Origin of the sequence: Belnapia arida, from assembly GCF_016773205.1 — a bacterium.
Classification (GTDB): Bacteria; Pseudomonadota; Alphaproteobacteria; order Acetobacterales; family Acetobacteraceae; genus Belnapia; species Belnapia arida.
In genome coordinates, this window is the sequence record NZ_JAETWB010000047.1 from 1 (window position 1) to 24,293 (window position 24,293).

General features: G+C 65.8%; 38 protein-coding genes. 25 read left to right on the forward strand and 13 right to left on the reverse strand.

Annotated features, from left to right (window positions below; translation table 11 throughout):
• Window positions 1-84: 84 nt before the first annotated feature.
• From JMJ56_RS29280 to JMJ56_RS29295, 4 genes are all read left to right on the forward strand, one after another.
• Window positions 85-411 (forward strand): hypothetical protein, encoded by a 327-nt coding sequence (locus JMJ56_RS29280; RefSeq protein ID WP_202835287.1) that lies wholly within the window; start codon window positions 85-87, stop codon window positions 409-411.
• 108 nt (window positions 412-519) lie between these two features.
• On the forward strand, window positions 520-783 hold the full coding sequence (locus JMJ56_RS29285) for a hypothetical protein (RefSeq protein ID WP_202835288.1): 264 nt from the start codon (window positions 520-522) through the stop codon (window positions 781-783).
• A 350-nt stretch (window positions 784-1,133) separates the two neighbouring features.
• Entirely contained in the window at window positions 1,134-1,835 is a 702-nt protein-coding gene (locus tag JMJ56_RS29290) for a Crp/Fnr family transcriptional regulator (RefSeq protein ID WP_236038815.1), read from the forward strand.
• Window positions 1,836-2,308: 473 nt separating this feature from the next.
• Window positions 2,309-2,500 carry a hypothetical protein gene (locus JMJ56_RS29295; protein ID WP_202835289.1) on the forward strand — a complete coding sequence of 64 codons (192 nt, stop codon included), beginning with the start codon at window positions 2,309-2,311 and terminating at the stop codon, window positions 2,498-2,500.
• 641 nt (window positions 2,501-3,141) lie between these two features.
• Here the strand turns inward: JMJ56_RS29295 and JMJ56_RS29300 are convergent.
• From JMJ56_RS29300 to JMJ56_RS29345, 10 genes are all read right to left on the reverse strand, one after another.
• On the reverse strand, window positions 3,142-3,369 hold the full coding sequence (locus tag JMJ56_RS29300; protein WP_202835290.1) for a hypothetical protein: 228 nt from the start codon (window positions 3,367-3,369) through the stop codon (window positions 3,142-3,144).
• Window positions 3,370-3,693: 324 nt separating this feature from the next.
• Window positions 3,694-3,912: a hypothetical protein gene (locus JMJ56_RS29305; RefSeq protein WP_202835291.1), complete on the reverse strand. Its 219-nt coding sequence runs from the start codon at window positions 3,910-3,912 to the stop codon at window positions 3,694-3,696.
• A 96-nt stretch (window positions 3,913-4,008) separates the two neighbouring features.
• Window positions 4,009-4,542, reverse strand: a complete 534-nt coding sequence (locus JMJ56_RS29310) for a hypothetical protein (RefSeq protein WP_202835292.1) — start codon at window positions 4,540-4,542, stop codon at window positions 4,009-4,011.
• A gap of 986 nt (window positions 4,543-5,528) precedes the next feature.
• Window positions 5,529-5,819: a hypothetical protein gene (locus JMJ56_RS29315; RefSeq protein ID WP_202835293.1), complete on the reverse strand. Its 291-nt coding sequence runs from the start codon at window positions 5,817-5,819 to the stop codon at window positions 5,529-5,531.
• A complete protein-coding gene (locus JMJ56_RS29320; RefSeq protein WP_202835294.1) occupies window positions 5,809-6,039 on the reverse strand; it encodes a hypothetical protein in 231 nt (76 codons plus the stop codon). The genes JMJ56_RS29315 and JMJ56_RS29320 overlap by 11 nt, the downstream gene beginning before the upstream one ends.
• Window positions 6,036-6,437, reverse strand: a complete 402-nt coding sequence (locus tag JMJ56_RS29325; RefSeq protein ID WP_202835295.1) for a hypothetical protein — start codon at window positions 6,435-6,437, stop codon at window positions 6,036-6,038. Before JMJ56_RS29325 ends, JMJ56_RS29320 begins: the two co-directional genes overlap by 4 nt.
• Window positions 6,410-6,685, reverse strand: coding sequence for a hypothetical protein (locus JMJ56_RS29330; protein ID WP_202835296.1), 276 nt, complete (start codon window positions 6,683-6,685; stop codon window positions 6,410-6,412). The genes JMJ56_RS29325 and JMJ56_RS29330 overlap by 28 nt, the downstream gene beginning before the upstream one ends.
• A 1,368-nt stretch (window positions 6,686-8,053) precedes the next feature.
• Window positions 8,054-8,323 (reverse strand): hypothetical protein, encoded by a 270-nt coding sequence (locus tag JMJ56_RS29335; protein ID WP_202835297.1) that lies wholly within the window; start codon window positions 8,321-8,323, stop codon window positions 8,054-8,056.
• Between the two features lie 121 nt (window positions 8,324-8,444).
• A complete protein-coding gene (locus tag JMJ56_RS35740; protein WP_202835298.1) occupies window positions 8,445-8,693 on the reverse strand; it encodes a tyrosine-type recombinase/integrase in 249 nt (82 codons plus the stop codon).
• Between the two features lie 396 nt (window positions 8,694-9,089).
• On the reverse strand, window positions 9,090-10,058 hold the full coding sequence (locus JMJ56_RS29345; protein ID WP_202835299.1) for a site-specific integrase: 969 nt from the start codon (window positions 10,056-10,058) through the stop codon (window positions 9,090-9,092).
• A gap of 446 nt (window positions 10,059-10,504) precedes the next feature.
• Here JMJ56_RS29345 and JMJ56_RS29350 point away from each other — a divergent pair, with 446 nt between their 5' ends.
• From JMJ56_RS29350 to JMJ56_RS29400, 11 genes are all read left to right on the forward strand, one after another.
• Complete coding sequence (locus JMJ56_RS29350; protein WP_202835300.1) at window positions 10,505-11,488, forward strand: hypothetical protein; 984 nt, start codon at window positions 10,505-10,507, stop codon at window positions 11,486-11,488.
• Window positions 11,430-11,720, forward strand: coding sequence for a hypothetical protein (locus JMJ56_RS29355; RefSeq protein WP_202835301.1), 291 nt, complete (start codon window positions 11,430-11,432; stop codon window positions 11,718-11,720). The genes JMJ56_RS29350 and JMJ56_RS29355 overlap by 59 nt, the downstream gene beginning before the upstream one ends.
• A gap of 155 nt (window positions 11,721-11,875) precedes the next feature.
• Entirely contained in the window at window positions 11,876-12,163 is a 288-nt protein-coding gene (locus JMJ56_RS29360; protein WP_202835302.1) for a hypothetical protein, read from the forward strand.
• Window positions 12,160-12,369, forward strand: coding sequence for a hypothetical protein (locus tag JMJ56_RS29365; RefSeq protein WP_202835303.1), 210 nt, complete (start codon window positions 12,160-12,162; stop codon window positions 12,367-12,369). Before JMJ56_RS29360 ends, JMJ56_RS29365 begins: the two co-directional genes overlap by 4 nt.
• A complete protein-coding gene (locus JMJ56_RS29370; RefSeq protein WP_202835304.1) occupies window positions 12,366-12,725 on the forward strand; it encodes a hypothetical protein in 360 nt (119 codons plus the stop codon). The genes JMJ56_RS29365 and JMJ56_RS29370 overlap by 4 nt, the downstream gene beginning before the upstream one ends.
• Window positions 12,722-16,285 carry a hypothetical protein gene (locus tag JMJ56_RS29375; RefSeq protein ID WP_202835305.1) on the forward strand — a complete coding sequence of 1,188 codons (3,564 nt, stop codon included), beginning with the start codon at window positions 12,722-12,724 and terminating at the stop codon, window positions 16,283-16,285. Before JMJ56_RS29370 ends, JMJ56_RS29375 begins: the two co-directional genes overlap by 4 nt.
• On the forward strand, window positions 16,282-16,731 hold the full coding sequence (locus tag JMJ56_RS29380) for a DUF5681 domain-containing protein (protein ID WP_202835306.1): 450 nt from the start codon (window positions 16,282-16,284) through the stop codon (window positions 16,729-16,731). Before JMJ56_RS29375 ends, JMJ56_RS29380 begins: the two co-directional genes overlap by 4 nt.
• A 35-nt stretch (window positions 16,732-16,766) precedes the next feature.
• Window positions 16,767-16,934, forward strand: coding sequence for a hypothetical protein (locus JMJ56_RS29385; RefSeq protein WP_236038818.1), 168 nt, complete (start codon window positions 16,767-16,769; stop codon window positions 16,932-16,934).
• Window positions 16,934-17,137, forward strand: a complete 204-nt coding sequence (locus tag JMJ56_RS29390; protein ID WP_202835308.1) for a hypothetical protein — start codon at window positions 16,934-16,936, stop codon at window positions 17,135-17,137. The genes JMJ56_RS29385 and JMJ56_RS29390 overlap by 1 nt, the downstream gene beginning before the upstream one ends.
• Window positions 17,134-17,331 (forward strand): hypothetical protein, encoded by a 198-nt coding sequence (locus tag JMJ56_RS29395; RefSeq protein ID WP_202835309.1) that lies wholly within the window; start codon window positions 17,134-17,136, stop codon window positions 17,329-17,331. The genes JMJ56_RS29390 and JMJ56_RS29395 overlap by 4 nt, the downstream gene beginning before the upstream one ends.
• The gene (locus JMJ56_RS29400; RefSeq protein WP_202835310.1) at window positions 17,328-17,582 is read left to right on the forward strand and encodes a hypothetical protein; all 255 of its coding nucleotides are present in this window, start codon (window positions 17,328-17,330) and stop codon (window positions 17,580-17,582) included. The genes JMJ56_RS29395 and JMJ56_RS29400 overlap by 4 nt, the downstream gene beginning before the upstream one ends.
• 59 nt (window positions 17,583-17,641) lie before the next feature.
• On the opposite strand, the gene JMJ56_RS29405 is transcribed toward JMJ56_RS29400, so the two are convergent.
• Entirely contained in the window at window positions 17,642-18,430 is a 789-nt protein-coding gene (locus JMJ56_RS29405) for a class I SAM-dependent methyltransferase (protein ID WP_202835311.1), read from the reverse strand.
• A gap of 147 nt (window positions 18,431-18,577) precedes the next feature.
• On the opposite strand from JMJ56_RS29405, the gene JMJ56_RS35095 reads away from it, so the two are divergent.
• Window positions 18,578-18,709 (forward strand): hypothetical protein, encoded by a 132-nt coding sequence (locus JMJ56_RS35095; RefSeq protein WP_268885150.1) that lies wholly within the window; start codon window positions 18,578-18,580, stop codon window positions 18,707-18,709.
• Between the two features lie 17 nt (window positions 18,710-18,726).
• Here JMJ56_RS35095 and JMJ56_RS29410 read toward each other — a convergent pair whose 3' ends face one another.
• Window positions 18,727-19,116: a helix-turn-helix domain-containing protein gene (locus tag JMJ56_RS29410; RefSeq protein ID WP_202835312.1), complete on the reverse strand. Its 390-nt coding sequence runs from the start codon at window positions 19,114-19,116 to the stop codon at window positions 18,727-18,729.
• A 258-nt stretch (window positions 19,117-19,374) separates the two neighbouring features.
• Here JMJ56_RS29410 and JMJ56_RS29415 point away from each other — a divergent pair, with 258 nt between their 5' ends.
• Window positions 19,375-19,665, forward strand: coding sequence for a toxin-antitoxin system TumE family protein (locus tag JMJ56_RS29415; RefSeq protein WP_202835313.1), 291 nt, complete (start codon window positions 19,375-19,377; stop codon window positions 19,663-19,665).
• Window positions 19,662-20,009 (forward strand): HVO_A0114 family putative DNA-binding protein, encoded by a 348-nt coding sequence (locus JMJ56_RS29420; protein ID WP_202835314.1) that lies wholly within the window; start codon window positions 19,662-19,664, stop codon window positions 20,007-20,009. Before JMJ56_RS29415 ends, JMJ56_RS29420 begins: the two co-directional genes overlap by 4 nt.
• A 773-nt stretch (window positions 20,010-20,782) precedes the next feature.
• Here JMJ56_RS29420 and JMJ56_RS29425 read toward each other — a convergent pair.
• On the reverse strand, window positions 20,783-21,031 hold the full coding sequence (locus JMJ56_RS29425) for a helix-turn-helix domain-containing protein (protein WP_202835315.1): 249 nt from the start codon (window positions 21,029-21,031) through the stop codon (window positions 20,783-20,785).
• Between the two features lie 350 nt (window positions 21,032-21,381).
• Between JMJ56_RS29425 and JMJ56_RS29430 the strand changes: the two genes are divergently transcribed.
• The 7 genes from JMJ56_RS29430 to JMJ56_RS29460 all read left to right on the forward strand — a co-directional run bounded on the left by JMJ56_RS29430 (window position 21,382) and on the right by JMJ56_RS29460 (window position 24,209).
• Window positions 21,382-21,615 (forward strand): hypothetical protein, encoded by a 234-nt coding sequence (locus JMJ56_RS29430; protein ID WP_202835316.1) that lies wholly within the window; start codon window positions 21,382-21,384, stop codon window positions 21,613-21,615.
• Entirely contained in the window at window positions 21,612-21,992 is a 381-nt protein-coding gene (locus tag JMJ56_RS29435) for a hypothetical protein (protein WP_202835317.1), read from the forward strand. The genes JMJ56_RS29430 and JMJ56_RS29435 overlap by 4 nt, the downstream gene beginning before the upstream one ends.
• On the forward strand, window positions 21,989-22,363 hold the full coding sequence (locus JMJ56_RS29440) for a hypothetical protein (RefSeq protein WP_202835318.1): 375 nt from the start codon (window positions 21,989-21,991) through the stop codon (window positions 22,361-22,363). Before JMJ56_RS29435 ends, JMJ56_RS29440 begins: the two co-directional genes overlap by 4 nt.
• Entirely contained in the window at window positions 22,360-22,809 is a 450-nt protein-coding gene (locus tag JMJ56_RS29445; protein ID WP_202835319.1) for a hypothetical protein, read from the forward strand. The genes JMJ56_RS29440 and JMJ56_RS29445 overlap by 4 nt, the downstream gene beginning before the upstream one ends.
• Window positions 22,810-22,984: 175 nt before the next feature.
• A complete protein-coding gene (locus JMJ56_RS29450; RefSeq protein ID WP_202835320.1) occupies window positions 22,985-23,254 on the forward strand; it encodes a hypothetical protein in 270 nt (89 codons plus the stop codon).
• Window positions 23,255-23,409: 155 nt separating this feature from the next.
• Window positions 23,410-24,024 carry a DUF6338 family protein gene (locus JMJ56_RS29455; protein ID WP_202835321.1) on the forward strand — a complete coding sequence of 205 codons (615 nt, stop codon included), beginning with the start codon at window positions 23,410-23,412 and terminating at the stop codon, window positions 24,022-24,024.
• Window positions 24,021-24,209, forward strand: coding sequence for a hypothetical protein (locus tag JMJ56_RS29460; RefSeq protein WP_202835322.1), 189 nt, complete (start codon window positions 24,021-24,023; stop codon window positions 24,207-24,209). The genes JMJ56_RS29455 and JMJ56_RS29460 overlap by 4 nt, the downstream gene beginning before the upstream one ends.
• The last annotated feature ends 84 nt before the right edge of the window (window positions 24,210-24,293 follow it).

A 24,293-nucleotide genomic window follows, 5' to 3' on the forward strand; every position in this document is an offset into this window, starting at 1 on the left:
CCAGAGCAGAAGGTGGCGGCGTTCCAGGCGGCTGCTTCAGCCGTGCAACACTGTCCGTAAAGGCGGGGCAAGGCCAAGGGTGCCGTGGCGGCTGAAATCCACGACATAAGCCTGCCCCCCGACCAGATGCCGCCCGCAAAGCCGAAGATCTCGCCCGAGGAGCGCCGGCGCCGAACCGCCGATCGGCTGACCATGATCCGGTTGAAGATGGCGATCGGCCGCGAGCTGGATGAACGGGGCATCACCAAGCCCGCCGAGATTGGCGTTGCGCTCGGGATGCCGCCGGCCGAGGCGACCAAATTGCTGACCCGGCATCAATGGCGCGAGGGCGATGTCGCACAGCTCGAGGCTGCGGTGGCCCGGCTGGGGGTGGTGGTGCCGGATCCAGCCAGCGACGGCTGGTCGAGCTGAACGGGGGCGTGGCTGGCGCCGGGAGCGGTAGGGGTGCAGCATGAGCTTGCGCCTCTTCTGCGCTGCTGGTCAGCCTCCGCCGAAGCCACAGCCCCATGGAGAGTGAGCATGAGCCGTCTCATCGCCGAGGACCTGGCCTACAGCCGCGCCGCCGGCGTGACTTTTGCGCAGCAGATGCTGGTGGGGGTGCTTGCAGCCGAAGTGCCAGAGCAGATCAGTCGCACCGTCGAGCAGGTCGCCGCGGCAGCTCGGGACGCGAGCTATACGCCGTCCGAGAGCGCCGAGATGGTCCAGGCCTTCATCGCCGGAGCGCAGGCCGAGTTGGCCCGCATTACGGCGGCAGGCGGCGATGCGAAGGCTGGGCGGGCATGAACCCGACCGAAGCTGCTGACGATTGGCTGCTGGTCCCCGAGGTGATCAAGCCAGCCATCCCTGATGCCACCGCGCGGCCTACGGAGCGGGATCGGATCCAGCACTTCCTCATGGCCTCAGCCGGCGAACGGGCACACGCTCGCTGGTGCAATCTGGCTGGCGTCTCGGCCCGCTGTCCGATGGTCTCTTACCGTACAGCCAAGAGGCTGTAGAGCGCGCAGACATCCCCATCGTCCGGGCCGATCCTTCCCAGCATCCGGCGACCGAGAGAGGCCAGTGCTCCCGCCCCCCAGCGAGGAGCTTGTGTTTTGGCCTCCCCTACTGCTCCCCCATCCGATCTTCGCAACCGCTTGCTGCTGGCCTTACCGCCAGAAGACCTAGCCGAGCTGTGGCCCCAGCTCGAGCCGGTCGATCTGATTTTGCGTGACGTGCTCCAGGTACCGGAGCAGCCCATGCAGACGGCGTGGTTCATCGAAACCGGGATCGTCTCCATGCTCGCCACCCTCGAGGATGGCGACAGTGCAGAGGTCGGGCTCGTCGGGAACGAGGGCGTGGTCGGGCTGCCCCTGCTGCTCGACGACGACCGCGACGACTTGGAAGGCACCGTCCAGATGGCCGGCACCGGCTACCGCCTCCCGGCTGACGCCTTCCGCGCGGCGCTGGAACGCTTGCCTGCGCTGCGGCGCCTGCTGAACCGCTATGCCCTGATCCATCACGGCCAGGTAGCGCGCACCGGTGCCTGCAACGGCCGCCACCATATCGACCAACGCCTCGCGCGCTGGCTACTGATGGCGCACGACCGGACCGAAGGCGATACCGTGCCGTTTACCCATGAGATGCTCAGCATAATGCTGGGGGTGCGCCGCGCCGGGGTCACGGTGGCAGCCGGCGCGCTACAGAAGGCAGGGCTGATCCGCTACGGCGGTGGCCGCATCACCATCACCGACCGGCCCGGTCTCGAGGCGGTCGCCTGCGAGTGCTATGGCATCACCCGCCGCGCCCGCGATCGGCTGTTCGGGCTTCCACCCGGTGAGATCCCCTACCGACGCTGATACATAGCTGGCACTGTCCTCGGGCATGGCCATTCCGTCTCTTTGAGGAGGCTCGCAGAGACAACTATGTCCAACACGCCGAAAGAGGCGCCTGGCCGACCGCAAAACAGCCTGATCTCAGACGGCGTGCTTGACCAGGCGCTTGCCGCTCAGCAGCGAGCGCGTGCAATCCATACACTCGCCGCAGAGACCTGCGTCCTGGCACAGCATACCCGGGCACAGACGCGAGCGCTGATCGAGGCGGCGCGGGCACTGCGACGCGCTGAACCGTAAGAGCTGCACCGGCCCGACCGGCCTGATGGGCCGCGGAGTTGCCGCTCCCGCCCGTGTTCCCCTACCGTTCCCCAATGCCTGCTTCCACCCCCGATCCGGACCCCATTGGCCCTGACGGGAGCGTCCGCCTCCGCTGCTACCTGCCCCACGTCCACATCCACTACTTCTCCGGCACCTGCCGGCAGTGCCAGCGCCGCGTTATGATCGGCATCGAGGCGGCCATCCAGATGATGGGCTCGGGTGCGGCGACGGCCGGCGAGCTCGAGCAGCGCCTGAAATGCCGCTGCGGAGGCCGGGTCTCCCTCAGCCTGGCCGTGGACGATCGGTCGCTAGAGACGATCGAGCTCGAGGGCCGGCTGCCGCAGACGATGGGCATGGTCGTCAGGGAGTAGGCTGGAACCGTTTGAGGCTTCCACCGGCGGGTTTGGCGACCCTCTCTGGGCGCTCTCCGGGCATGGCGCCGGGTGTGAGACGCCGCCCCCAGCGGCGGCGTGTGGCTGACCTGCGGTAGGCGTAGGCACGCCTTAAACACAATCTTTGGGAACCTGACTTTAAACCATAAGTTATGGAAACGGGCATCGTATCCCGCCCTCCCTCCCCATAGGGGTCCAACCTTGGCCCGCCCTCATCCGTGTCAGAGGGCGGGCTTCTTTTTGTGCCGCCGAGAGGAATGCGGCAGCACCAACTCGCCTGCGATGCGCGATTTCCTCGGGTGTATGCAGCCAATAATATTACATGAAACGTAGGAAACTATTTGCAGTTGTAGAGGGCGAGTTTTCTACAACCTCATCCCTTCGGTAGCGTCCTTGGCCCGCTCTTCCTCGGGGGAGGAGAGCGGGCCTTTTTCTGCCCCTTACGCAGCCTGATGGCGGAACGCTCACAAACCCGCCCGGCTGGGGAGGCGTTGGCAGGCTAATCCCAGTCTTGCTGAACCTAAGGCCGTCCTACTCCCGTTGGGCGGCCTTTTCCTTGCCCGCAGCCTGATTGCGGCAGGCCCGGCTCACTTGCGGTAAGCGCTCCCGCGTATCGCACGTCAGCCGTTCGGGCTGGCGCCGTCGCGGAGGCCGCCTAGCAACAGCAGCCGGAGCATTTCGTGATCCTCGGCAGCCAGCTGTCCGCCCTCGAAAGCCTGCTGGACAGCCATCTCGATCTCGATGCCCTGCTTCTGCGCCGCCACTCTTAGCTTGAGGTAGACGCCGGTAAGCCGGTCGAGCTCGGCGTCGAAGGTCGCCTTGTCGAGATAGACCATGCTGCTACTCATCCGATCTACCGGCGCCAGAGCGGCCACTTGGCTTCCTTCAAAGCGCTGCCGCAGGGAACGAGACTGCGTAGGCTCAGCGTGCCCTTGGCCGAGGGCAGCTCGAGCTCAGGGCGTGCGGCCGGCGGGGATGGATCCGGGAAGAGGGCCATGTAGCGAGATGTGGCTCTCCGAGCTTAACGATCCATTTACGGTCAATGGGTCGCTGGCTATCCACCGATCCGAGAGCCGGGAGGGGCGTGTTGGCTGCAAATGATACCGCCCCGGCTATTTGCAGTCAGGGCAGGCCGGGACCGGATGGCCTCCTCTCAAAGCCTCGCTCTGGAGCTACGCCTCCGGCACATGCACCCCAAGCCGGGCTGCCATCTGCTCCAGCAGTGCCAGGTCGCCAGCTCGCCATTGCCGTCGGGTCAACAGCCTCTCAGCATCCATAGCTGACAGCCCGGCCACGGCCCCAATCTCAGCCGGGTCTCTGATCCCTTGCGCCTCCATCTCCTGATCAAGCAGCATGCGAAGGCGGAGCGCCTTCGCGCGCTCGGCGTCCATGGCCCGGCGGTCCTCGGTCGAGATGCGTTGGTAGCGGGATGATGCTGAGGGCAAGCGATCATTGCAGCGAGGGCTCATAGCCCTGCCTATAGCCGATCACCCTATCCACCGCCTCCAAAACGGCCGCCGGGCCTCGGTGAGCGCGGCCTCAGCCGCCTCTAACTTCGCTTCTGCCACCGCCGCCCGCTTCTCCGCCTCGGTGCGGAGCTCCCGCTCTGCCTTCGTATCAGCCTCGGCCATCTCCACCCGTAGCTGCAGCACCGCCACCTCGGCCCTCAACTCCGCTCGGTCCTGTCCGAGTTCCTCGACGAGGGTCGCAACAGCGTCCTCTAAAGCCTTGGTCGCTGAGGATTTGTCTGCGGGTTGCCCGGGGTCATTAAGTGCCTGACCGGGGATGAACAGAACCGGCAAGGTGGGTGTTTGCCCTAGGTCATCCTGCTTTGTCCGCTTGGTTCGGAAGAACTGCCCTGGGACAGCAACGCGGGTTGTCCCGTCATTCCCATCCTGCTTAGGCCAGCGTTTCCGTCGAACCATTCGGATAGCTGAGGCCCGGTCAATGCCCCGCATGTCTGCGATCTCGTCATAGGACAGCCACCGGACATTTGCGGCGTCGGAATTGCTGTCCGTCATGTTCCCTCGCAAATGCCTTCGGGTTGCCCGGTGACATTACAGCACCAGCGACAGCCCGGCCCTACGGCTGGTCGATTAGCGGGGATTTCGGGGTAGCAGCCCCTCGCCGGAGATTGCATCGGTCAGCGCCTCGGCTGCGCTCGCGGCGGCGTAGGCCGCTGGCGCTACCGCATTTGGCACGGCCAGCAAGCGGGTTCGTATGGCGCAGATAATGGCCGACCAAGCCGCATCAACGTCCTCCCGCGATTGGGCTTCGGCCAAGGCCAGGTCGGCTTCGATTTCAGCCTATCGAGCGCGAGCGAGCAGCAGCCGATGCCGGGCAGCCAAGGCTGATCTGCCAGCCACGCCTCGATGCCATCTCCTGGATGCCCACGCAGCTGGGTCTGCGCATAACTCTCCGGGATCACGGTCACAGAGATCGAAGGCAGCTCCATATAAACTGGAGGCGCCTAGCCGGTCGGCGGTTCCGCGAGCGGTGAAAGTCTTCGCGTTGTGGGCGAGCTACAATCGACATTACGCAAGTAGTGAGGACCAACCACTAGTTCCAACTCCATTTTATTGACAGGAAAAGCCTTATGATGGGTTGGTTTCGCAAGGTGTTAGCACCTGTCTGGTGGATGACAGACCACCAACGCGACAACATGATGCTGGTGATTTACCTCCTTGTCATTGTGCTGGGGGCGATTGGGATCGGAGCCAGCCTAGACCACAACTCAATTATTCTTGGTGTTGGCGGCTTGCTCGTAACCAGTGCCGGCGTCGTGCTGTTTGTGGTTCGCTGGACACTGCACTCACGCGAGCGGAAACAGCCTGGCTGGGGGGGCTTGGCCCAACCTTTTGGAACTGCCGAGGGCATAATGGCCGCACCGCCTTCGGAACCGCCCGCGGATAGTGGGGTGGCCGCCCCTCATCGAGCCACAGGCCAGCCAACGGCGTGATGGGGCCTGCCACACCGAAGCCAAAACCCGCAGCAAGCCGACCAGCAGCTACATCGTAGGGCTCTCGGCCGAGGCTGCCGCCATCATCTTCGCCAAGCGCGCCGTCGCGGCCCTCATCTCCTTTTCCACCCTCACCTCCGCCAGCCGAGCCGCCGCGGCCTCGGCGATGGCGCCGAACTGCCCGGTGATCTCGGCCAACGACATATGGGGATAGGCCTCCTGACAGATCCGCACATAAGCCCGCATCACGCGCTCCAAGGTGGCTGCCTGCTGCTTCCTGGATAGGCCGGCCAGGGTGACAGTCAGCAAGGCGACGGGATCGACGGGATCAGCGAGCATCGGAGCCACGCCACTGCCGTAACGGTGCCGCCTTCCTGGTCCGCATGCCGCACAGGACGCGGAGGCTCATGAACATAGCGGCCTCACCCATGCCGGCCTCCCGAGCTATTTGGATGTAGGCCGTCATCGTCAGCACCATGAGGCCGGTTTGATCATCGGGTGGCAGGTCGGTCAATACGGCGGCGATCAAAACCGCAGGGTCAGCATCCGCTACATTCATGTCACCCGATCCACCGTCGCCAGAATGGCCGCCGCGCTTCGGCCCTTCGGCAGCTTAGCCCAGGCCCGCAGCACTGCCCTGCACATGGCTAGCGGCTCTGTCGTGCCCCATTGCCCGTGGTGCGGGTGCCGCCATTTCCCGCCCGTCCCGCTCCGCCGGCACGAAGCGTAGACCTGGCCGCCGGCATAGGTGCCCTCCCGCCACTCAAAGCCGGGCGGGATGAGCTGCGCCGCGGCACCCGTCTCGGTCGTGTAGGGCAGAACCGTGCCGGCGCGGCCGAGCACGTCATGGATAGCCTGGTCCGCCTCTGGGCTGCCGGCGGGCACCTGGCCTAGTCGGTCGGCGATGCGGATGAGGTGATCGAAGCGGGTCAGGGCTTCGTCGGTGCGACAAGGCACATGTAGCTGGGCAGTCGCTTCTCCTCCACCCATAGGTCGACCAGCGGCGTGATGGTGCCGACCACGCCGAAGCCGTGGCCGTCGAGCGGGTGGTTGGGCATCCGCAGCAAGCAGACATGCCCGGCCTTCAGGCAGTCGATGACGGCGCCGCGGTAGGTGTAGGAGGGGCCACCCAGCGGGCCGGCAGCCGCGGTTTGCTCGGGCTTGGGATGGGCGACTGGTGAGGCCGGATCCGGGAACAAGGTCATGCTGCAGGGTAGTCGGCGGGTGCGTGCGGTCTCTTAACCGCGGCTAGCCGGCCCGCCTGCGGCACATCTCGGGATTGGCACATCCAGGCCCGGGAACGTCGTGCGCAGAGCCTTCAGCCTGCTCCTCACGGACAACGCTCAACAGAATGACATATTGCGTTGCACAATTTGGGTTGCGTCATCTTTTCAAACGCGCAAATTGTCCAGCGGGCAGCAGCACTCTCGTGCCCTGCCTTTCTTGGACGTTTCCTCCCTAAACTCGGCGGCGCCTTCGGGTGCCGCCCTTTTTTTGGGCCATCGCTGGTTAAGCAACCAGCAAGGCTGGGCGGTTCGTACCAGGGGGAACTTTCTGCTGCAACAGAATTACCGCCTCGAACATGGCAGAGGCATATTAGTGTTTGTCGTTCCGGTTGCTCCGGAGCGCCCAAGCTAACCGCCCGAGGAAGCCTAGCTTTTGGATGATGTCCCGCTCAGCTTTGAGGCTCTCCAGTTCGCGGCGGACTGAGGCATCCATTTGGGCAGTCAGCTCGGCAGCCTTTTGGGCGTTATCCAGTCGCGCTTGCAGTGCGGCTTGCTGCGCTTCCTGGACCGATAGCTCCCTCTGAGCCCGGTCTCGCGCGGCCCGCTCAGTTACGGCCTGGGCCCGGGCATGCCCGACAACGTCCCGTAGCGCTGCCGCCTCGCCCTCAGCTGCCGCTGCCCGGCTGGTAGCGCTTAGCAGCTCCCCCTCAAGCCGGTTGGCCCGCTCCGTCTCAGCCTCCAGCCGGGACGCAAGCAGTTGGACAGGATCCACCATGTCTGGCTTAGGGTTCTGTGGGAGCTTTATGTCCGGGACAGAAGGCACTGAACTTAAAGCATTGTCCGGGACACTGACCGGGACATTCATTGGGACATCGTCCGGGACAGGTGCTGGAACAGCCAGGGTGATGACCGGGACGGGGGGCAGGACACTGACCGGGACACCAACCCGCGGCTTGCCGTCGTTACCTAGGCGACGGGCCCAATTCCCCCGGCGCATTCGCTTAGCTACGCTTTCAGGATTGACCCCAAGGACACGTGCAGCCTCGGCATAGGTCATCCATCGGATGTCCAGGTCACTGTCCGCCACGCTGTCCCTCATGTCCCGGTCAACATCCATGGCAGTGCCCCGCCTATCGTCCCGGACCTACCAGGCGATGTCCCGGATAGTGTCCAGGACAATGGGCGGGACGGTATCCGGGACAGGTCCGGGACACCATAGGAATGCACCACACTGAGCCGGCTATGGGCCAGCTACAGCTCGTCCTTCACCGCCGCGTTGTCGACGAATGGGCTCCCCGGCGGATGTAGCCCCGCAGGACCTGCAGGCTGCGATGGCCGCTGTGGAGGCTAGCTTAGCCAGGGCTCCAGCAGGTCCCGTGCTCGGCCGACTTGCTCCTGGATGAGGTCCGGTGTCGCACCTTGCGTTGCAAGGAAGGCCCGGATGTCGTTTTCCGCCACGGCCCAGGTAATCTGCGCATTCAGGGCGGCGACGAGGTAGTCGGCGGCGCGAACGCGGTCCAAGTGGTGAGCGGCGAAAGGGGCTGAGCCTGGGCCAAATGCCCCCTTTATCCGGTCGTAAGCGGTACTGGTTCCAAGCGGCCGCTGGTCACCCATCATGGCTGCTCTCCTGCTCTGGCGTCGCGGTGGTAACGCGATGGCAGGGTTAAGAGAGGATGTAACTCCAAAGCTTAATCCCGCTGCCGCTCATAGATTTTTGCCGCGGCACCCCGGCTGGCGGTCAAAGTCCGACCTTCGCCGCTGCATTGTCCACGAAAAGGCTGCCTCGGCGGATGTAGCCCCGCAGCACTGGTAGACCGCGGTGCCCAGATTGGTTTTGGATGTGCCGCTCAGCCACGCCGGCCCGGGCCGCGCTGGTGATGAACCCGGAGCGGAGGCTATGACCGGAGAAGTCAGCCGGGTTGCCGCCGGCAGCTTCCACTGCCGCTTTCACTACCCGCGCCACGTCGAACGGCGAGAGCGGAGCCAACCGTACCTCCGCATATCGCGAGAAATTCGTGATTTGAAATAAACTGCCGGTTTTGCAACCTTAGGTGGATCAGGAAGCCAGCGCTCAACTGGTCTGAGGAGTGAAACGTCGATGGATCTCCCGATCACTTCCAACGCCACCGTTACCGACGATGCTTGGCTGGCTCCGTCTCTCGACGCCGCGCGTGGCCTTGGAGCCTCAGCTGTCGTCCACTTGGCGGTTAGCCTGGTGCGCGTCTCAGCCATAACCGGCCTGCTGTCACCGCTGCTGCTGGTCGCTTGGCTAGCCCTGTAAGCGGCTTGGCGGATATCCCTATCTGCCCGAAGGCCCACTGAAGCCTTTAAGCTTAATCGAGCCGCCGCTCGTAGAACTTCGCCACGGCACCACGGCTGGCGGTCAAAGTCCGACCTTTGCCGCCGCATTGTCGACGAAGAGGCTGCCCCGGCGGATGTATCCGCGCAGAACCGGCAGGCTGCGGTGACCCGACTGATTTTGGATATGCCGCTCCGCTACCCCAGCGCGGGCGGCGCTGGTGATGAAGCCGGACCGGAGGCTATGCCCGGAGAAGCCGGTCGGATCTGCGCCGGCCGCCTCCATCGCCGCCTTGACCACTCGAGCAACATCGATCGGCGAGAGCCGGGCCGAACCGACGGCGCCGCCGCGGTTCACTGAGACAAAGACCGGGCCGCTCGTGATGCCGGCTGCCTCCAGCCAAGCGCGCAGGTTTAGGACTGGGCACGTCCGCTCCGACTGGCCGAAGGGGATGGCGATCTCAGTCCCCTGACCCTCCTGGTCCGTTTTCCGCCGCCGCAGGGTCAGCACCATGCCCTCCGCGACGAAGCGGATGTCGGCCAGGTCGAGCGCCACCAGCTCGGACCGCCGAAGCGCGCCGGCGAACCCGACCAGCAGCAGGGCCCGATCCCGGAGCGCTCGCGGTCCGGGGATCTTCGCGAGCTCCGATACGGCATCCCGCAGCACGACCACATCGGCCGCCGCCTTCTTCGCCGGCGCGGTGCCGTGCGTGCGGCGGATGCCCTTCATGGTCTCGCGGATGGCCGGATGCTGCCGGTCGAGCCGATGCCCTTTGAGGCGGTGGGCTTGACCGATCGCCACGAGCCGCATGGTGAGGCTCGCCGCCTTGTGGGTGCTGGCCCGTGCCGCCAGGAAGCTGCCAACGACCTCCGGCGCGGCTGGAAGCGGGGTATGGCCTCCTATGGCGCACCAACCGACAAAGTCGGCCCAAGCTGCGCGATAGGCCCGCTTGGTGTTGGCGGCCGCGGCCTCGCTGGCATAGGTCCGGGCGGCATCGGAGAGCGGCCCCGCCGGCATCAGCTCGGCGGCAAAGGCTTGAGTGAGGGAGGCCATGGATGTCGGTCAGACCTTTATGGGCTTCGGCCAGGGCTCACGCTTCAGGAGCAGGTAGCTCGAGAACGTCGTTCCGTTCCAGGTGTCCAACTCGTGGTCACAGATCAGGCAGTCGAGACTGTCTTTGTCTCTCACCGGGAGCTGCACGATCCGAACTTCATAAAGGGAGCCGCATCGCGGGCATGCCTGCTCGCTCGAGGACGACGAGCCGAACGTATTGACCACGCCAATCTCCACCCTATTCGTGTTCGATAATATACCATTATCGAACACTAAAAAAGAAGAGTGAGTGAGCCCTTCGACGAGGGTCCATTACGAGGTAGTGTTCGTGACTATGGCTCATGGCTTCGTCTCCGCAAGAGATAGTCCACAGGCTGTGGAAATCCGCACATCGCGGAGAACTATCTTGCGTGCGCGAGTGTCTGTCTGACATAATCACGGGGACGATGAACAAGGCCCAGACACACGACGAGCTTGCGGCGGCGACTGGCTGCTCTAGCTCCACCTACGACAAGATCGGCGCCTCGCTCGAGGCGACGCCTTGGCGTATGTCGGGTGGGCAGGGTGGCGGCGGAAACACCCGCCATAGCCCCGCGCCGTACCTAACCGGTCTGACCTTTGGCAGCGGCGCCAATCACCCCAAAGACGGGCATCTGGTGGCGAAGGCCGCAGCACGCTGCGGCTACATCGGCTCGGCCCTCTTCCTCGAGGCAATGGGCCCAGGCGGCATCGTCATTCGCAGCGCGCCGCAGCAGGTTGATGTCCCCGAGCTGCGGCTCGGCGATAAGCTCTTCGACTACGGGCAGGCGCGCATCGAGTTCTATGCCGGCGAGGCCGCCGACGCGCCGCAGACCCTGATCGGCAAGCCGCTGGACATCGGCCGCAGCCTCATCCGCCTCGACTTCGATCCCTTCGCCGCGCAGGTCGAATGGCGGAGCGAGCCTACCGATGAGGGCAATCTGCTGCTGGTGCACTACTTCCAGCAGGAGGAAGAGCTGGCGAAGCGCCGGCACATGGACCCGAAGGCCGCGGCGAGGGAGATGGCGCGCATCCGCCGCTCCTCGATCCTGCCGGCCTCTATGATCTTCGTTGCTGCTCGGATCCTGGCCGATGGCTGGGCGAAGAGTGGCAAAAGGCTGCCTGGCTCGGGGCAGGAGGAGGCGCTTGCCGGCGCTTCCTCAGACAGCGAGCGCCCCGCAAACGAGAAAACCCCGGGCTTTGCCGAGCCCGGGGCTTCCCGTCATTCCAACCAGTCCCGCGAACCGCGCGAAACCGGACCTAACTACCCAAGGCCGGATAGTAAGCGCGCGTGTGTAAAATCTCAAGCACACGCAGGTTCGCGAGGGCGACAGACGCCGGAGCCTCGCCGACATGGCGCCCGATCCGAAGACCCACCGAGCTTTGGCTTGTTTGCTGCAGGACATTCGTAACGAGCCGCCCGCCGGCGCGAACCTGCAGGTGCTGGACGACTGGAGCCACCGTCGCGTGTCGACGGCGGCGCTGGATGCGAAGATCCCGGCCGAGCGGATCAACGGCCGCTGGTACTACCGCCAGGCCGATCGGCAGCGCATTGCCGAGATCCTCGGCGTGCTGCCGAAGCCGCGCATCGGTCGCCCGGTTCGTCGTGCCGTCCCCTCCAACGAGGCGGCGGCCGCGGCCTGACCCAGAAACGATGAGAGGCCATCTCGGGTGCCATCCCGAAACAGCCCCTCATCTGTGGTGCAGGCTACGGATTATGACGACGACCGTCATCAATATAGCCGCATCCGTTTCTGAGTTCCAGAGCCCGGTCGCTGCCCTGAAAGGGGATGGCGTCCATGTGTTCGTTTCGCCTTCATCAGTCGGATGATGCTGCGCCGCAGCCTCTGCCGTCTGGAGATTGCCTGCCGCCGCTGACGCTGGTCCGGATCCACGACGCCGCCGGCAAGGTCTACGACCTCGACCGCCGCGCCGTCGCCGAGGCCTTCGCCGAGCTCGCCCGCGGCCCCGCCGGTCCCGAGCCGGTGCTGCGGGTGCTGACCGACTTCGGCCGCCTCACCCGGCAGCAGGTTGTTGCCGCCGGCGCCGACCGCTCGATGCCGCGCCCGCTGGGGGTGGTGCTGTGAAGCACCCCCGCCTCCCGAAGACGCCGCCGGCGACGATCCGGCTGACGATCCTCGAGGATCTGCTCAACGGTGATGGCGAGCCACGTGCCGGGTTGATGCTCCCGCTGCCGCCCAACCCAACGGCGCGGCGCCAAGCCCTCCGGATCTTCTCATCCGTCGGCGCGGCGCTGGCCGAGAAGGCGCGGCTTGAGAGAGCGGCCAGATGACGCCGCTTCCTCCCGACGCCGCGGCGAAACTGGCGAAGGTCTGCGGCCTGCTCGGTAGCGACCATGACGGCGAGCGGAGCGCTGCTGCCCACCAGGCAACCCGCATCCTGCGCTCGCACGGGCTGACCTGGGCTGATGTCATCGCGCCGGCGAGGCCTGCGGCGCCGCCGCGCTCCACGACCTACGGCGCCCCTCACGTCGCAGCCGCCACCGCGGCGCTGCGCCACGTCGAGCGGCTGACGGCTTGGGAAGCCACGTTCCTCCGGGACATCAGCCGCCGTAGCCGCCTCTCGCCAAAGCAGGCGGCGAGGCTGGCGCAGATCGTGGCCAAGCTGCGTATGGCCGGTGCGGCTTGACGCAGGAAACGCTCACGGTCCTGCGGACCACCCCGACGCCGCATGGTGCGCCTCGCTATGCGACGAAGCGCTGGGTCTGGAACCTGACGCTGCAGGAGTGGCAGCGCATCGCCTACGACGCCGGCGCCACTTTCACTGCCGAAGAGCGCCCCGTCTCCTGCCTCGCGGACGTGGCCGCCGTGCTCGAAGAGATCCGGCACGACCCGACCGCATTCGTCGTGCGGGGCGAGCTGCTGCCGGAGGCCCGCGCGGCGCTGGCGGCCAACCCTCGGCACCGCTTCCGCCGAGCCAAGAAGGCCAGCAAGGCCGGCAAGGCTCCAACCCTGGCCGAGGTGGGGCGCCACTGGCTGATGATCGACGTGGACGGCTATCCGCTACCCGATCACGCCGATCTCGCCGACGACCCGGAAGCCGCCATTGAGGCCGCAGTGCACGACCTGCTGCCGCCATGCTTCCATGACGTCGAGTGCTTCTGGCAGCTGTCCGCCTCGGCCGGCTTCAAGCCTGGCGTGCTGAAGGTGCACCTCTTCTTCTGGTTGGCCGAGCCGATTAGCAACGAGGATCTCAAGCTCTACCTCCATGTGCATGCGCCAGCCGTCGACCGTGCGCCGTACAACGCCGCCCAGCCCCACTACATCGCCGACCCGATCATCGAGAGCGGCCACGACCCGCTGCCGCGCCGCACCGGCTGGCTGAAGGGCTCCGATGATGTCGTGACGCTGCCGGCGCTGGACCTGGCGGAGCTCCGGGCCGCCATCCGGCAGAAGCGCGAGCGGGCTGCCACCGGTGCAGGTCTCGACGCCAGCGCAGCCCGCACCATGGCGGGTGCCCTGGCCCTCTTGGGTGACGACGAGGGGCACGAGGGCTGGCACGCGCCGCTGCGGCGCGCGACCCTGCTCTACGCCCGCCAGACCTCGCAGAAGAACCGCGACGACGAGGCAGTGAAGGCCGCTTGCCGGGACGCCATCGACGTCGCCAATGAGCGCGAGGCCGGGCGGCACGCCGCAGCCGACATCGCCCGCTTCTGCTCGGACGCGTACCTGGATGCGCTGCTCGACGGTGCCTTCGTCTGGGTCGAGACCAGCCGCGACGACGCGCCGGCCGGCACCGCACCGGCCCATGAGGCGCCGCAGCTTGAGGTGCGCGCCGCCCGCGATGCCATCAGAACGCAGATGGGTCAGGTGTTGCAGGATGCGGCCGCCTTCCACGCTGCGCCGGAAGACCAGCGCGGCGAGCCGAGGCACGTCGCTATGGCCTCGGACGTCGGCACCGGAAAATCCCGCACCGGCCGCGAGATGCAGGCCGAGGCCTCCGCGCAGCAGAAGCGGGCCAGCGCGCCGCACCGGCTCAACTTCTTCACCCCAACCATCAAGCTCGGCGCCCAGGCCGAGATCCACTTCGCCGATATGCTCGGCATGAACGTCGCCATCCACCGCGGCCGTGAGCAGCCCGACCCGTTCTCGCCGGGCAACCGGATGTGCCTGGACGTGGAGGCGGTGAAGCTCGCCACGGCCGCCGGCGAGAATGTGGATGCCGTGGTCTGCGGGGTGGGCAAGAAGAGCCTCCGGCGCTGCCCTCATGCCGACGTTTGCGGCTACCAAAACCGCCAGCGCAAGGCGGTGGCCGAGGCGGATGCGGTGGTGGCCGCGCATGAGGCTGCCTGGCATCTGCCGCAGGGGGTTCGCAAAGGCATCTTCCTAACCACCTTCGACGAGGGGTGGTGGCAGACCGGCCTGCAGATCGGCCGTGGAGTGCTTGTCGACGGTCTCGCCGACAGCATCCTCGCCTTCCCGCCGCTGCGACGCATCCCGGGCGGCGGCCAGATCGATGACCTCGATGGCGCCGACGACCTGCACGCCCTCCGCAGCCGGCTCGAGCGCGCGTTGAAGGCGGCGCCGGAGGGCTACCTGCGCCGGGAGACGCTGGTCACGGCCGGACTGACCGTCGCCGACTGCGCCCGGGCCCGGAACCTCGAGTGGAACCGCAAGCGCGAGGGCCTGATGTGGCCCGGCATGTCCAGGAAGGATCGCGCCGCTGCGGCCGAGCGTGCTGGCGTCAACGCCAGCCTGCCGAAGTTCGCCGCCATGTGGGGCGTGCTCGCCGACCTCCTCGCCAGCGGTAGGGAGGCCACCGGCCGGGCCGAGCTAATGTGGCGCCCCGACAAGGACGAGGTGCCGCGCTGGACCCTCAGCCTCAACACCATCCGCGAGCTCGCCGACCCAGTGACCAAGGCGCCCGTCCTGCTGCTGGACGCGACGCTGCCGGTCGACCTAGTGCGCCCCTACCTGCCGCGGATCGAGGCAGCGGCACCGGTCCGGGTGAAAACCCCGCACATGCGGGTGCGGCAGGTCCGGGGCGGTTGGGGGAAGACCACCCTCCTGCCAGGCCACCTCAAGATCGCCCTCGACGCCAACGGCGAGCCCAAAGCCCTCGACAAGAACGGCCAGCCGACCAACCCGCTCCCGCCGACCCTCGCCAGCCTGCGCGACTACGTGGCCGGGGTGTCCCGTGGGCTGCCGGGCTGGCAGGGCGGCGCCGGTACCCTCGTCATCACCTACCAGGATGCCGAGGCGGCTTTCGCTGGCCTGCCCAACGTCGCCACGGCGCATTTCAACGACATCGCTGGCCGGGATGAATGGCGGGATGTCCGCTTCCTGTTCGTCATCGGCCGGCCCCGCCCGCGCTCAGACCAGGTGCGGCTGATGGCCGCCGCCCTCACCGGCGAACCGGTCGAGGTGGCCGAGAGCCAGCGCGAGACCCGCGGCGTCCTGATGGCCGACGGCACCGGTGGCACGATCGAGGTGCGGGCCTATGCCAACCCAGCGGCAGAGGCGGTCTCGGTCGCCATCACCGACGCCGAGATCATCCAGGCGGTGGGGCGCTGCCGGGGCGTGAACCGCACCGCGGCGGATCCGGTGCAGGTCTGGCTCATGGCCGACGTGGCAACGCCGCTGGTGGTCGACGAGCTGCTGGACTGGCGGAACATGGCCCCCTCGGCGGTCGAGCGGATGGCCTGTCGGGGGATAGTCCTGACCAGCGCTACCGATGCAGCGAAGGTCTACCCGGACATTTTGGGCACCGCCAAGGCGGCCAGCCACGCTTTCGAGCGAGAGGGCCTGAGACCCGATTTCTTCCCCAATCCCCTAAGAATATACTTCTCTTATGGGGATGGGGAAGAAATACCCCTCCGCTTCACCTACCGCCCGCCGGGACGAGGGCAGCAGATCCGGGTGGGGTACGCCCGCTCAGGCATGGACCCCGAGGAGATCTGGCGGACGCTGGAGGACCACCTCGGCGAGCTGGCGACCTTCACCCCGGACGAACCCCGCCCCCAGCCCGAGCCCTCGCCCGACCCCTCCTCGCCTGGCCCCTCACCGGCACCCGCAGAGCCGCCCGGCTTCTGGGAGGCCGAGCTGCACGAGCCTGCCCACTCTTCCGAGCGGGAGATGGCGATGGAGAGCGCCGGCCCGATGGTCTTCCGGCCGCCGGATGCCGACAGCAACCCGCCCCTGTCCCGAGAACCGAAACCCCCACCCCCGCCCCGAGGAGCCCAGCCGTGACCCCCGACGCTGAAAATTCAGAGCCTAAGCAGCGCGGGCGACCATTCGAGCCTGGGCAGTCTGGCAACCCGGCCGGGAAGCCCCGCGGCACTCGCCACAAGGCCCTGATCGCGCTGGATGCCATCGGTGCCGAGGGGGCAGAGGACGTGCTTCGTAAAGTGGTCGAGGATGCCAAGGCCGGCGACATGCGCGCTGCGGAGATCCTGCTGCGCCGGGTATGGCCGGAGCGGAAGGGGCGCCTGGTCGAGTTCCAGCTGCCGCCGATCGCCACCGCGGCTGACACGGCGAAGGCCGCCGCCGCCATCGTGGAGGCTGTGGCAACGGGCGACCTCACCCCTGACGAGGCGCAGGCAGTCGCCGGCGTTGTCGAGGTCCAGCGTCGAGCGATCGAGACGGCCGAGCTGGCGGAGCGGATTGCCGCGCTCGAGGCGAGGGCCGGGCAATGACGGGTGCCGGCAACCTTCCCCGCCGGGTGGCGGCGATGGAACAACGCATGGGCATGGGCCAGCAGCCGGCGCAGATCTTCGTCTACCGGGGTCTTACCGAGACGGTCGACGAGGCGCTGGCCCGGCACTTCGACGGCAAGGGGCCGCCGCCGGATGCGGAGGTGGTGATCTACGGCTTCACGCCGCTGGATGAGGTGAAGTGATGGGTCCACTGCTGAACGGCCAGGATGACCTGTCGCGCCTTTCCGACGAAGAGCTGGTCCTGGCGATTGATGATGTGCAGAGGCGGCTCGGTGAGGCCGAGGCAGCACTGCGGGAATGGACGGAATGGAATGATCTGGCGGCGGCCGTGATCGCTGGCCATCCGTCGCCGCCCGATAGCACCAGTGAGAAGGCTGAACCATGAAGCCGATCGAGGCGCGTGTTGTCCGACTTGAGCGGGCTGGTGGGACGGGCTGGGAGGCCTTCCGACACCTACCGCTAGCCGAGTGGCCCGACGCGGCGCTGTGGGCCTTCCTCGGCCTTCCAGAGAGCACCTCCAATGCCGAGCTCCAGCGCATCGCCGACACGGCGCCCGAAGTGAAGGAGACGCGGGCATGAGCGGCTCTTTTCCTCGCCGTCTCGCAGCCCTTGAGGCCCGTCGTGCGCCGGCGCCGAGCTACGTGGTGTGGCTGTTGGACGAGGATCTGGCGAACCCGGCGGCGGTCGAAGCTGCCATCACTAAGCACCAGCGCCGCACTGGCTGGGCGGGCCCGGTGATCGTGGCGCCAGTTGAGGTGACGGTGGAGGAATGGGCGGCAAGCAATGGCAGACTTGTGAGGCCTTCTCGGACCGGAACGCAGGACAGCTAGCCACTCCCTTTCTTCACCGGCACCCTCCAAATCGTTCAGCTGCTGTCGTTCTGCGGCAGCTAGGCCGTCACGCGCCCCTTAATCGCGTAGGCGCGCACTACATGGACGACGCGGCCTGCTCCGTCTGCAGGCAGACGGGCGCGGACGCCTGCCTCCAGCTGCGTGGCCTGTTCGGCCGTCATCGTCTCCATTATGGTGCGCACGGTGGCCGCAACCCGGGTGGCCTGCCAGAAAGCGTCGAAGCTCTCGAAGCGGCGCTGCACGATGATTTCACGTGTCTCAACTGCCATCAGCCCCGCGTTCTTCCACAACGCGCGCAGCGGCTCCGGACGCGAAACATCGGCGCGCGGCGGCAAGGGCGGAGTGAAGCCTTGCGCGCGAAGCACCTGATAAATCGGCTCAAATGGGAAGCCATCTCCCAACATGTCCCAGGCATAGGCGGCGACTAGCCCGCCAGGACGGACAACGCGCACCATCTCGGCCACGCCGGCCGATGGCTCGGGCACGAAGAAGACCACCAGCGCCATCACGGCAGCGTCAAACCGGTCGGCTTCGAAGGGTAGGGCCATGGCGTCTCCCCGCTGGAAAACGGCGCCACGCGTACCGGGTCGAGAGCATGCGTAGGTTAGTTGACCTTCAGACGGGTCGATCCCCTGCACCTCGGCGGGTGCGCAGTGACGCATCAATGTCTCTGTAAACGCGCCGTTGCCGCAACCGACGTCCAGCCATCGTAGTCCGGGTGCGGGTGCGAGCCATTCGAGAAAGACCTCACCCGCCAGCTGGCTCCATGCACCCATGGTCCGCTCGTAGAGGTCACCGTCCTCGAAGGTAATGCGAGGTTCAGGCATGGTCGTGGCGCTCCTTGCCCTCTTGGAAGCCGGTGGTGGTCCGGCACGCACTGCGCGGTTGCCATTTAGGTCATGCGGTCCAGTTCACCAGAAATCTTGCCTTGGGTGTGGCCCGAAAGCAGAGCGCCTCCTCGCAGGCGGCCGACAGTGACCATGCAGGACCGGGTGCGGCTCGAGCGGCTCCGGCAGTGGCTGCACGGCCAAGCGGTGGCGGTGCGACTGCCAGAGGACCAGGTGAAGTGGCTAGACGGGCTGTGGCGGGCGGCGTTTGGTGGTTAACGCCCGATCGGCCTCTGCTATGAGCCTGCCAGCAAGCGGGCCATGTTGCTGATGGCCTCTTGCTGCTTTTCGTCTTTGATGGAAGCGAAGTTGCGCATCAGTTCCAAGTGCAGCCGCTGACGTGGGGCTGGCTCTGTAGGCCTATCTTGCTCCGATATGCCCTCGAAGAACCAAGCGGGCTCAATGCTCAGTGCCTGAGCTACGGTGAAGAGGCGGCCAACGGAAATGCGGTTCAGTCCTTGTTCGTATTTATGCTGCTGTTGGTAGGTTACGCCGATGACGGAAGCCAACTGCTGCTGCGACAACCCCATCGCAACCCGCCGCTCGCGGATCCGTAGACCAACATACTTGTCCACTGCGGTGGCGCGCTGGCTTTGCGGTTCGTCCTGTTGCTCGTCACGGCTCATCAATGGGCGCCTTGTTGACGGAAGACGCCCTAACGCATCTTGCAGACCAATTCGTTGCATTATTCCGCGAGAAAAATCCCACTACGTGGACGCTAGATTATGTCCGCGACGGTTGAGCAAATGGGAACTCAATCGCCGCGGTCTCGAGGTGGCTCAGCTCGTCTTCAACCTGCGCCGGCAGCAGCTGGCTCGGATGAGCCCGCGCGAAGCGAGTTATGGCGTTTGACGCCATAATCCATCTATGGCATTTTGCGCCATATGAAGGCCGTGCCGATCTTCCGCGAGCGTCTGGTAATCGGCTCGGCCGAGCTGGTGGAAATCGTCATCTGGCAGGTGCCAACGCCGGTGCCGCCGTCCGATCACGACTTCAAATACCGCCTCGCCTATGTGCGCGACCGGGACTGTGTCGTCCGGTACGACAACGAGCGCGGCAAGGGTGACCACAAGCACCTCAGCGGTTGGGAACTGCCGTACACATTCACCAGCGTTGAGCAGCTGCTGAGCGATTTTGAGGCTGACATCATCGCCATCCGGGGAGAGCCGATATGAGCAAGCTGGAAGTCCACATCGGCGGTACCTTCGCCGGCATGAAGCGCCGGGCGTTGGGCGCAGTGCAGCGTGCCAAGGCCGGAGAGACGGTGAGCGAGAGCCACCTCTCGTTCGCATCCCTGGATGTGTTCACGGCGATCATGACGCCGAAGCGGTTGGATCTGCTGCGGCATGTGCACCGCGAGCCGCAGGCCAGTGTTGCGGCGCTCGCGCGTGCCCTGGGGCGCGACTACAAGCGCGTGCATGAGGATGTCGAGGCCCTGACCGCCGCCGGGCTGCTGGATCGCCAGGAGGGCATCCTTCAAGCGCCGTATGATGCGATCCGCGCTGAGCTGGTGATGTAGCGCCGGGGGGTGGTGGATCGGCACCACCTTCGCCGCCGATACCCTTATCAGTGCCGAGGGTATCGCTACTGGCGAGCCCCTCTGCATCAAGCAGCAGGCTGAATGATCTCGCTCTCCTAGCCTTAAGCGGTTAGCGAGTTCGCCGGTGGCGAGGAGGGTCCGGTTCAGCGGAGGCCTCCTGCGATGGCTCAGTGGCGTGCTTCTGACCGTCCAACTGGTCGGTCGTGGTTGTTTGGAGCTTTTGTTCACGGTACCGGCGCGCGACTTCCCGAACGATGTCGTGGGCAAGTTCCTCCATCACCAGCTTGGCTGGTTTGTGGACAGGCAATGCAAGGTTCCTTTTGTGGGGCCGAGAGTGGTTAGCGTTGGATTGCGCGCCGAACGACGAAGAGGCCCCCAACAGCGACTACGAAGAGGACCAGGCTCAGGGGCTGGTCGAGGATCCAAGCCGTGATGGGTTGGACGCCCAACCAGCCGAAGCTCGGCTCCGCGCCGCCGAACGCTGTCCAGAGAGATCGAGTAGCGAGATCCGGCCAGTGCCCAGTGCGCAGCCAAAATAGCCCCTGCGACGTCAGGAGAAGCCCGGCCGTCAGCATCAGCAGCAGGCAGACGATCCCAATGACGGCGGTACCCGGTGACAAAGGGGACGATTTCGATACTGCAGTCACAAGCGACGCCTCAAGTTATCACCCTCTGGTGCATAACAGAAGCATGGTCTTATCGGAATAAGTTCACGGGATAGTGGCAATGAGCACCGCTCTGCCTGCCCTCGCCTACGGCTGCCCGCCCAACTTCCGCAGCCGCACCCCAGCGCCGCCGCCGTTCTCGGGGATGAATTCAATGCCTGCGGTTACCAGGGCGCGGCGGAGCGCCTCGAGGTTGTTGCGCATTGGCGCAGAGATACCGCCCTCAAAGCCCTTCACTGTGGACAGGCCGACGCCTGCCGCGTCCGCCAGTTGCCGCTGCGTCCAATCCAACAGGCCCCGCGCCGCGCGGGAGGTAGCTGGTGTCAGTTCTGCCATACCTTATGGCATAGCAAACTTTTTAGCTGAGGGCAAAGAAATGGGTTGATAGGACCCTTATAGCCAACTACAACCTTTTTAGTTGGCTTGCTAAGACATAGATACCCGCTTCGGCAGCGAACGACCACTACAGCGGATTGCCGATGTCCCACGGCTTGCCAGTCAGAAGATGCCAAAGCGGCCCCGCCGCGCTCCTGCGCTGACCTGGTCGCAAGTCCCAGAACCCCGCGCCCGGCGGGGAAGGGTGTCAGCACTATAGACGCCCTTTGCCCGGGCAGAAGCGGGGCAGCGAAGGGCCATGACCCCCTCCGCCGCCCCTGACCACAATCCGAACGGACGAGGTTCGAACCATGGCTACACACGCGCTTACCACCACCGCCCCTTCCGGCAGAAGACTGCCCAGCGACACTCTCCCCACCCGCATCCTCACATCACTGATCCCCGGCGAAATCCTCCTCGGCTTCGACGCTACCTTCCAGGGCATCGCCCCGACCGCCGACCAGGTGCGCGCCGCCTACCGCAGCAACGGCGACCGGCTCCCCGCCAACCTGCGCTCCGGCCTCGCCCGGGCGTTCTTCGGATGAACCGTCGCATCATGCTCGGCGCGGCCCTGCTGACCGGCACCGCCGGCAGCGCCGCGCTTGCCTCGCCCGTTCCGCTGCACCCTGACGCCGCGCTGATCGCGCTCTGCCAGGCGCACCCGGCCCTGGTCGACGCCCTGAACAGCGACGACCGCGACTGCGACGACAGCAACCCGCATTGGGTGGCCTACGAGGCCTCACGCAAGGCCATCAGCGCCGCCCGGCCACAGACCCTCGCTGGCATGCGCGCCAAGGCCTTGGCGGCAAAGGCCGAAGCCCTCATGCCGGACGGCAGCGAGAGCTATGACGGCACAACGGCCGGGGTGTGGGCATCGGACCTGCTGCACGACGTGCTGCGGGCGACGGGAGGCGCGGCATGAGCCGGGCATCCCGCCGTACGCTGCTCACCAGCGCCGCCGCGCTGCCTGTGGCGGTAGCCGGCGCCATGGTGGCCGCCCCCGCCTCTGAGGCCTTCGCCACGGCCTGGCAGGCCTACCAGCCGTATCGGTATCCCAGCCTCAGCAACGGCCTCGGCGACGCGGGCTGCGATGCCTGGTGCGAGCGTCAGCTCGAGGCGACAGAGCGGCTGGCCGAGGCGCCGGCCCGCTCCCTGCCCGAGCTGGAGACCAAGCTTGCTGCGGCGATGGTGTGGTTCGAGGCCAACGGCGCCAGCGCGCTCTGCGGCGAGGAAGCGGACCTGCTGCGCTCCTGCCTGCGCGACCTGCGGGCGCTGAACCGGGGAACGGCATGAACGCGCGGGCGCACATCAGCCGGGTGGACGTGGAGGACATGTCCCAGGTGGTCGATGACGCCTGGGGCGCCGTCCACGCCCTGGAGTTGGTGGTGAAGGCCAGCGTCGGCGAGGCCAGTCCGGAGGCGATCGCGCTCAACTACCTGGCTGGCGAGCTCTGGCACCGGCTGAGGGACATCTGGGACAGCGTGGAGACCTTCACGTGGCGGGTGGAGCTGGCCGAGGCCGACAACCTTCGGGCAGCAATCAGCCGCGAGCTAGAGGCGCAGGACATCAGAACGCCCGAGGCGATTGGCGACGCCCTTGGAATGCTGCCCGACGAAGCAACTGCCCTGCTGAACCGAGACCGTTGGCAGAAAGGCGATGTGACGCTGCTTGAGGGCGTAGCGGCCCGGCTAGGCGTGCAGGTGCCGAAGCCAGCAGGCGACGGGCTTCACGCGTGGTGAAGAGGTGCGGCGTCCGGTTCTGCGGCGGCAGCGACCAGGACGGCGCGCTGCGGCGTGTGCACCGGCGACACCTTTGCACCGGCTGCACGTGTGCACTTAAGTGTCTGAAAAAATTGCCTTTTCTGGACTTGCCCCTGCCGTATCCTGAAACGCACGACTTGCGTTTGGAGGCGGCGTGGCTTTTCCGTGGGAACTCGGCATTGGCAAGGCGGAGGCCGCCTTACTGGAAGAGCTGCTGTTGGACCTCCGCGGCCATCCTCGACTGACACGGTGGGAAGAGCAGTTCGTCGCGGACATTCAAAGCGTGCTGCGCGAGCACGGGCCGAGAACCCGCCTGTCCGATAAGCAAGTGGCTGTCCTGGAGAAGCTGCGAGAGAAGGTGGGGGCCCCGGCGCGAGAGCTGGAGGACTTCGGAGGGACTGATCCCGACGGCCCGGATCTGTGACCTCTTCGCCGCCTAGCACCTCGTCCGAGTGGTTGGCGCTGCGCGTGGCCCGGCTAGCGGTTTCCCGGGGCGCTGCGGCACGGCGAATGGGGCATCAGTTCGACTGACGGCTGCAGTGATATGATATTCTGCAATGCGGTTCATTGAGGTGCTGCGTGAACGAGGTCAAATCCCTTGAACAGCTATCGCTCATCCTTGGCTATGTCGTCCCTGGCTTGATCATCCTCTATATCAGAGCACAATTTCTGACAGGCCGGATTGCGGCGCACAAAGATGCGCTTCTCAGCTACTTCACGCTATCGGTCATTTATCTAGCGATCATTAATGCTGGCCTAGCGGTCGTGACCGGCAGCGGAGCACCGCTGCACGAACAGACGCGGTACTGGTTGCCAATCCTACTTATTGGAGCTGTGATCTTCGGCATTCTGATCGGTTTAAACGCCTCGCTTGGCGTAACCCGATGGTGCCTTAGCAAGCTTGGCCTGCACATTCCACATGTCATGGCAACAGCGTGGGACTGGAAGTTTTCTCGGTTTCCCGAGAGTTTGGTGACGCTCACCCTAAAGGATGGCAGCAGAGTGTCAGGTTGGTGCAGCACCAACTCCTTCATTGGCTCAGATCCTGCAAACCGCGATCTCTACATCGAACAGGTTTATGATGTGGATGAGCACGGTAACTGGACCCTTAAAACCCCAGGCAAGAGCATTTATATCGCAGCCGGGGAAGTGCGCACCATTGAGTTCATTCCCTTAACAGGAGGTTCTACGTGAGCGACAAGACTGACAGGTCTGGCTTCAACAACGACGGCTACGTCCCCTTGCAAAAGGGATACACGGTGATCCCTTCAGGCACGAAGGTAGAAGGCGGCTATCGCCCGACCACCAGCGAGGGCCCATCCTCGGCTCCAGCTTCTGTGCCGAACCAACCGAGCAGCGTTCAGCCGCCGAAGAAATAGCATAGGGTGGGCCTGTCCCGATTTCACGGACACCTTTGATAGGCTGAGGAGCCTGGGAGGTGTCGATGACGGAGAGCAACAGAC

What these genes read in the sequence shown, in the direction of transcription:
- JMJ56_RS29285 (WP_202835288.1), top strand. Translation starts at nt 520, where the DNA reads ATGAGCCGTCTCATCGCCGAGGACCTGGCCTACAGCCGCGCCGCCGGC.
- JMJ56_RS29295 (WP_202835289.1), top strand. Translation starts at nt 2,309, where the DNA reads ATGATCGGCATCGAGGCGGCCATCCAGATGATGGGCTCGGGTGCGGCG.
- JMJ56_RS29300 (WP_202835290.1), bottom strand. Translation starts at nt 3,369, where the DNA reads ATGAGTAGCAGCATGGTCTATCTCGACAAGGCGACCTTCGACGCCGAG.
- JMJ56_RS29305 (WP_202835291.1), bottom strand. Translation starts at nt 3,912, where the DNA reads ATGGACGCCGAGCGCGCGAAGGCGCTCCGCCTTCGCATGCTGCTTGAT.
- JMJ56_RS29310 (WP_202835292.1), bottom strand. Translation starts at nt 4,542, where the DNA reads ATGACGGACAGCAATTCCGACGCCGCAAATGTCCGGTGGCTGTCCTAT.
- JMJ56_RS29315 (WP_202835293.1), bottom strand. Translation starts at nt 5,819, where the DNA reads ATGCTCGCTGATCCCGTCGATCCCGTCGCCTTGCTGACTGTCACCCTG.
- JMJ56_RS29320 (WP_202835294.1), bottom strand. Translation starts at nt 6,039, where the DNA reads ATGAATGTAGCGGATGCTGACCCTGCGGTTTTGATCGCCGCCGTATTG.
- JMJ56_RS29330 (WP_202835296.1), bottom strand. Translation starts at nt 6,685, where the DNA reads ATGACCTTGTTCCCGGATCCGGCCTCACCAGTCGCCCATCCCAAGCCC.
- JMJ56_RS29335 (WP_202835297.1), bottom strand. Translation starts at nt 8,323, where the DNA reads ATGATGGGTGACCAGCGGCCGCTTGGAACCAGTACCGCTTACGACCGG.
- JMJ56_RS29345 (WP_202835299.1), bottom strand. Translation starts at nt 10,058, where the DNA reads ATGGCCTCCCTCACTCAAGCCTTTGCCGCCGAGCTGATGCCGGCGGGG.
- JMJ56_RS29350 (WP_202835300.1), top strand. Translation starts at nt 10,505, where the DNA reads ATGAACAAGGCCCAGACACACGACGAGCTTGCGGCGGCGACTGGCTGC.
- JMJ56_RS29355 (WP_202835301.1), top strand. Translation starts at nt 11,430, where the DNA reads ATGGCGCCCGATCCGAAGACCCACCGAGCTTTGGCTTGTTTGCTGCAG.
- JMJ56_RS29360 (WP_202835302.1), top strand. Translation starts at nt 11,876, where the DNA reads ATGTGTTCGTTTCGCCTTCATCAGTCGGATGATGCTGCGCCGCAGCCT.
- JMJ56_RS29370 (WP_202835304.1), top strand. Translation starts at nt 12,366, where the DNA reads ATGACGCCGCTTCCTCCCGACGCCGCGGCGAAACTGGCGAAGGTCTGC.
- JMJ56_RS29385 (WP_236038818.1), top strand. Translation starts at nt 16,767, where the DNA reads ATGGAACAACGCATGGGCATGGGCCAGCAGCCGGCGCAGATCTTCGTC.
- JMJ56_RS29390 (WP_202835308.1), top strand. Translation starts at nt 16,934, where the DNA reads ATGGGTCCACTGCTGAACGGCCAGGATGACCTGTCGCGCCTTTCCGAC.
- JMJ56_RS29395 (WP_202835309.1), top strand. Translation starts at nt 17,134, where the DNA reads ATGAAGCCGATCGAGGCGCGTGTTGTCCGACTTGAGCGGGCTGGTGGG.
- JMJ56_RS29400 (WP_202835310.1), top strand. Translation starts at nt 17,328, where the DNA reads ATGAGCGGCTCTTTTCCTCGCCGTCTCGCAGCCCTTGAGGCCCGTCGT.
- JMJ56_RS29405 (WP_202835311.1), bottom strand. Translation starts at nt 18,430, where the DNA reads ATGCCTGAACCTCGCATTACCTTCGAGGACGGTGACCTCTACGAGCGG.
- JMJ56_RS29410 (WP_202835312.1), bottom strand. Translation starts at nt 19,116, where the DNA reads ATGAGCCGTGACGAGCAACAGGACGAACCGCAAAGCCAGCGCGCCACC.
- JMJ56_RS29415 (WP_202835313.1), top strand. Translation starts at nt 19,375, where the DNA reads ATGAAGGCCGTGCCGATCTTCCGCGAGCGTCTGGTAATCGGCTCGGCC.
- JMJ56_RS29420 (WP_202835314.1), top strand. Translation starts at nt 19,662, where the DNA reads ATGAGCAAGCTGGAAGTCCACATCGGCGGTACCTTCGCCGGCATGAAG.
- JMJ56_RS29425 (WP_202835315.1), bottom strand. Translation starts at nt 21,031, where the DNA reads ATGGCAGAACTGACACCAGCTACCTCCCGCGCGGCGCGGGGCCTGTTG.
- JMJ56_RS29430 (WP_202835316.1), top strand. Translation starts at nt 21,382, where the DNA reads ATGGCTACACACGCGCTTACCACCACCGCCCCTTCCGGCAGAAGACTG.
- JMJ56_RS29435 (WP_202835317.1), top strand. Translation starts at nt 21,612, where the DNA reads ATGAACCGTCGCATCATGCTCGGCGCGGCCCTGCTGACCGGCACCGCC.
- JMJ56_RS29440 (WP_202835318.1), top strand. Translation starts at nt 21,989, where the DNA reads ATGAGCCGGGCATCCCGCCGTACGCTGCTCACCAGCGCCGCCGCGCTG.
- JMJ56_RS29445 (WP_202835319.1), top strand. Translation starts at nt 22,360, where the DNA reads ATGAACGCGCGGGCGCACATCAGCCGGGTGGACGTGGAGGACATGTCC.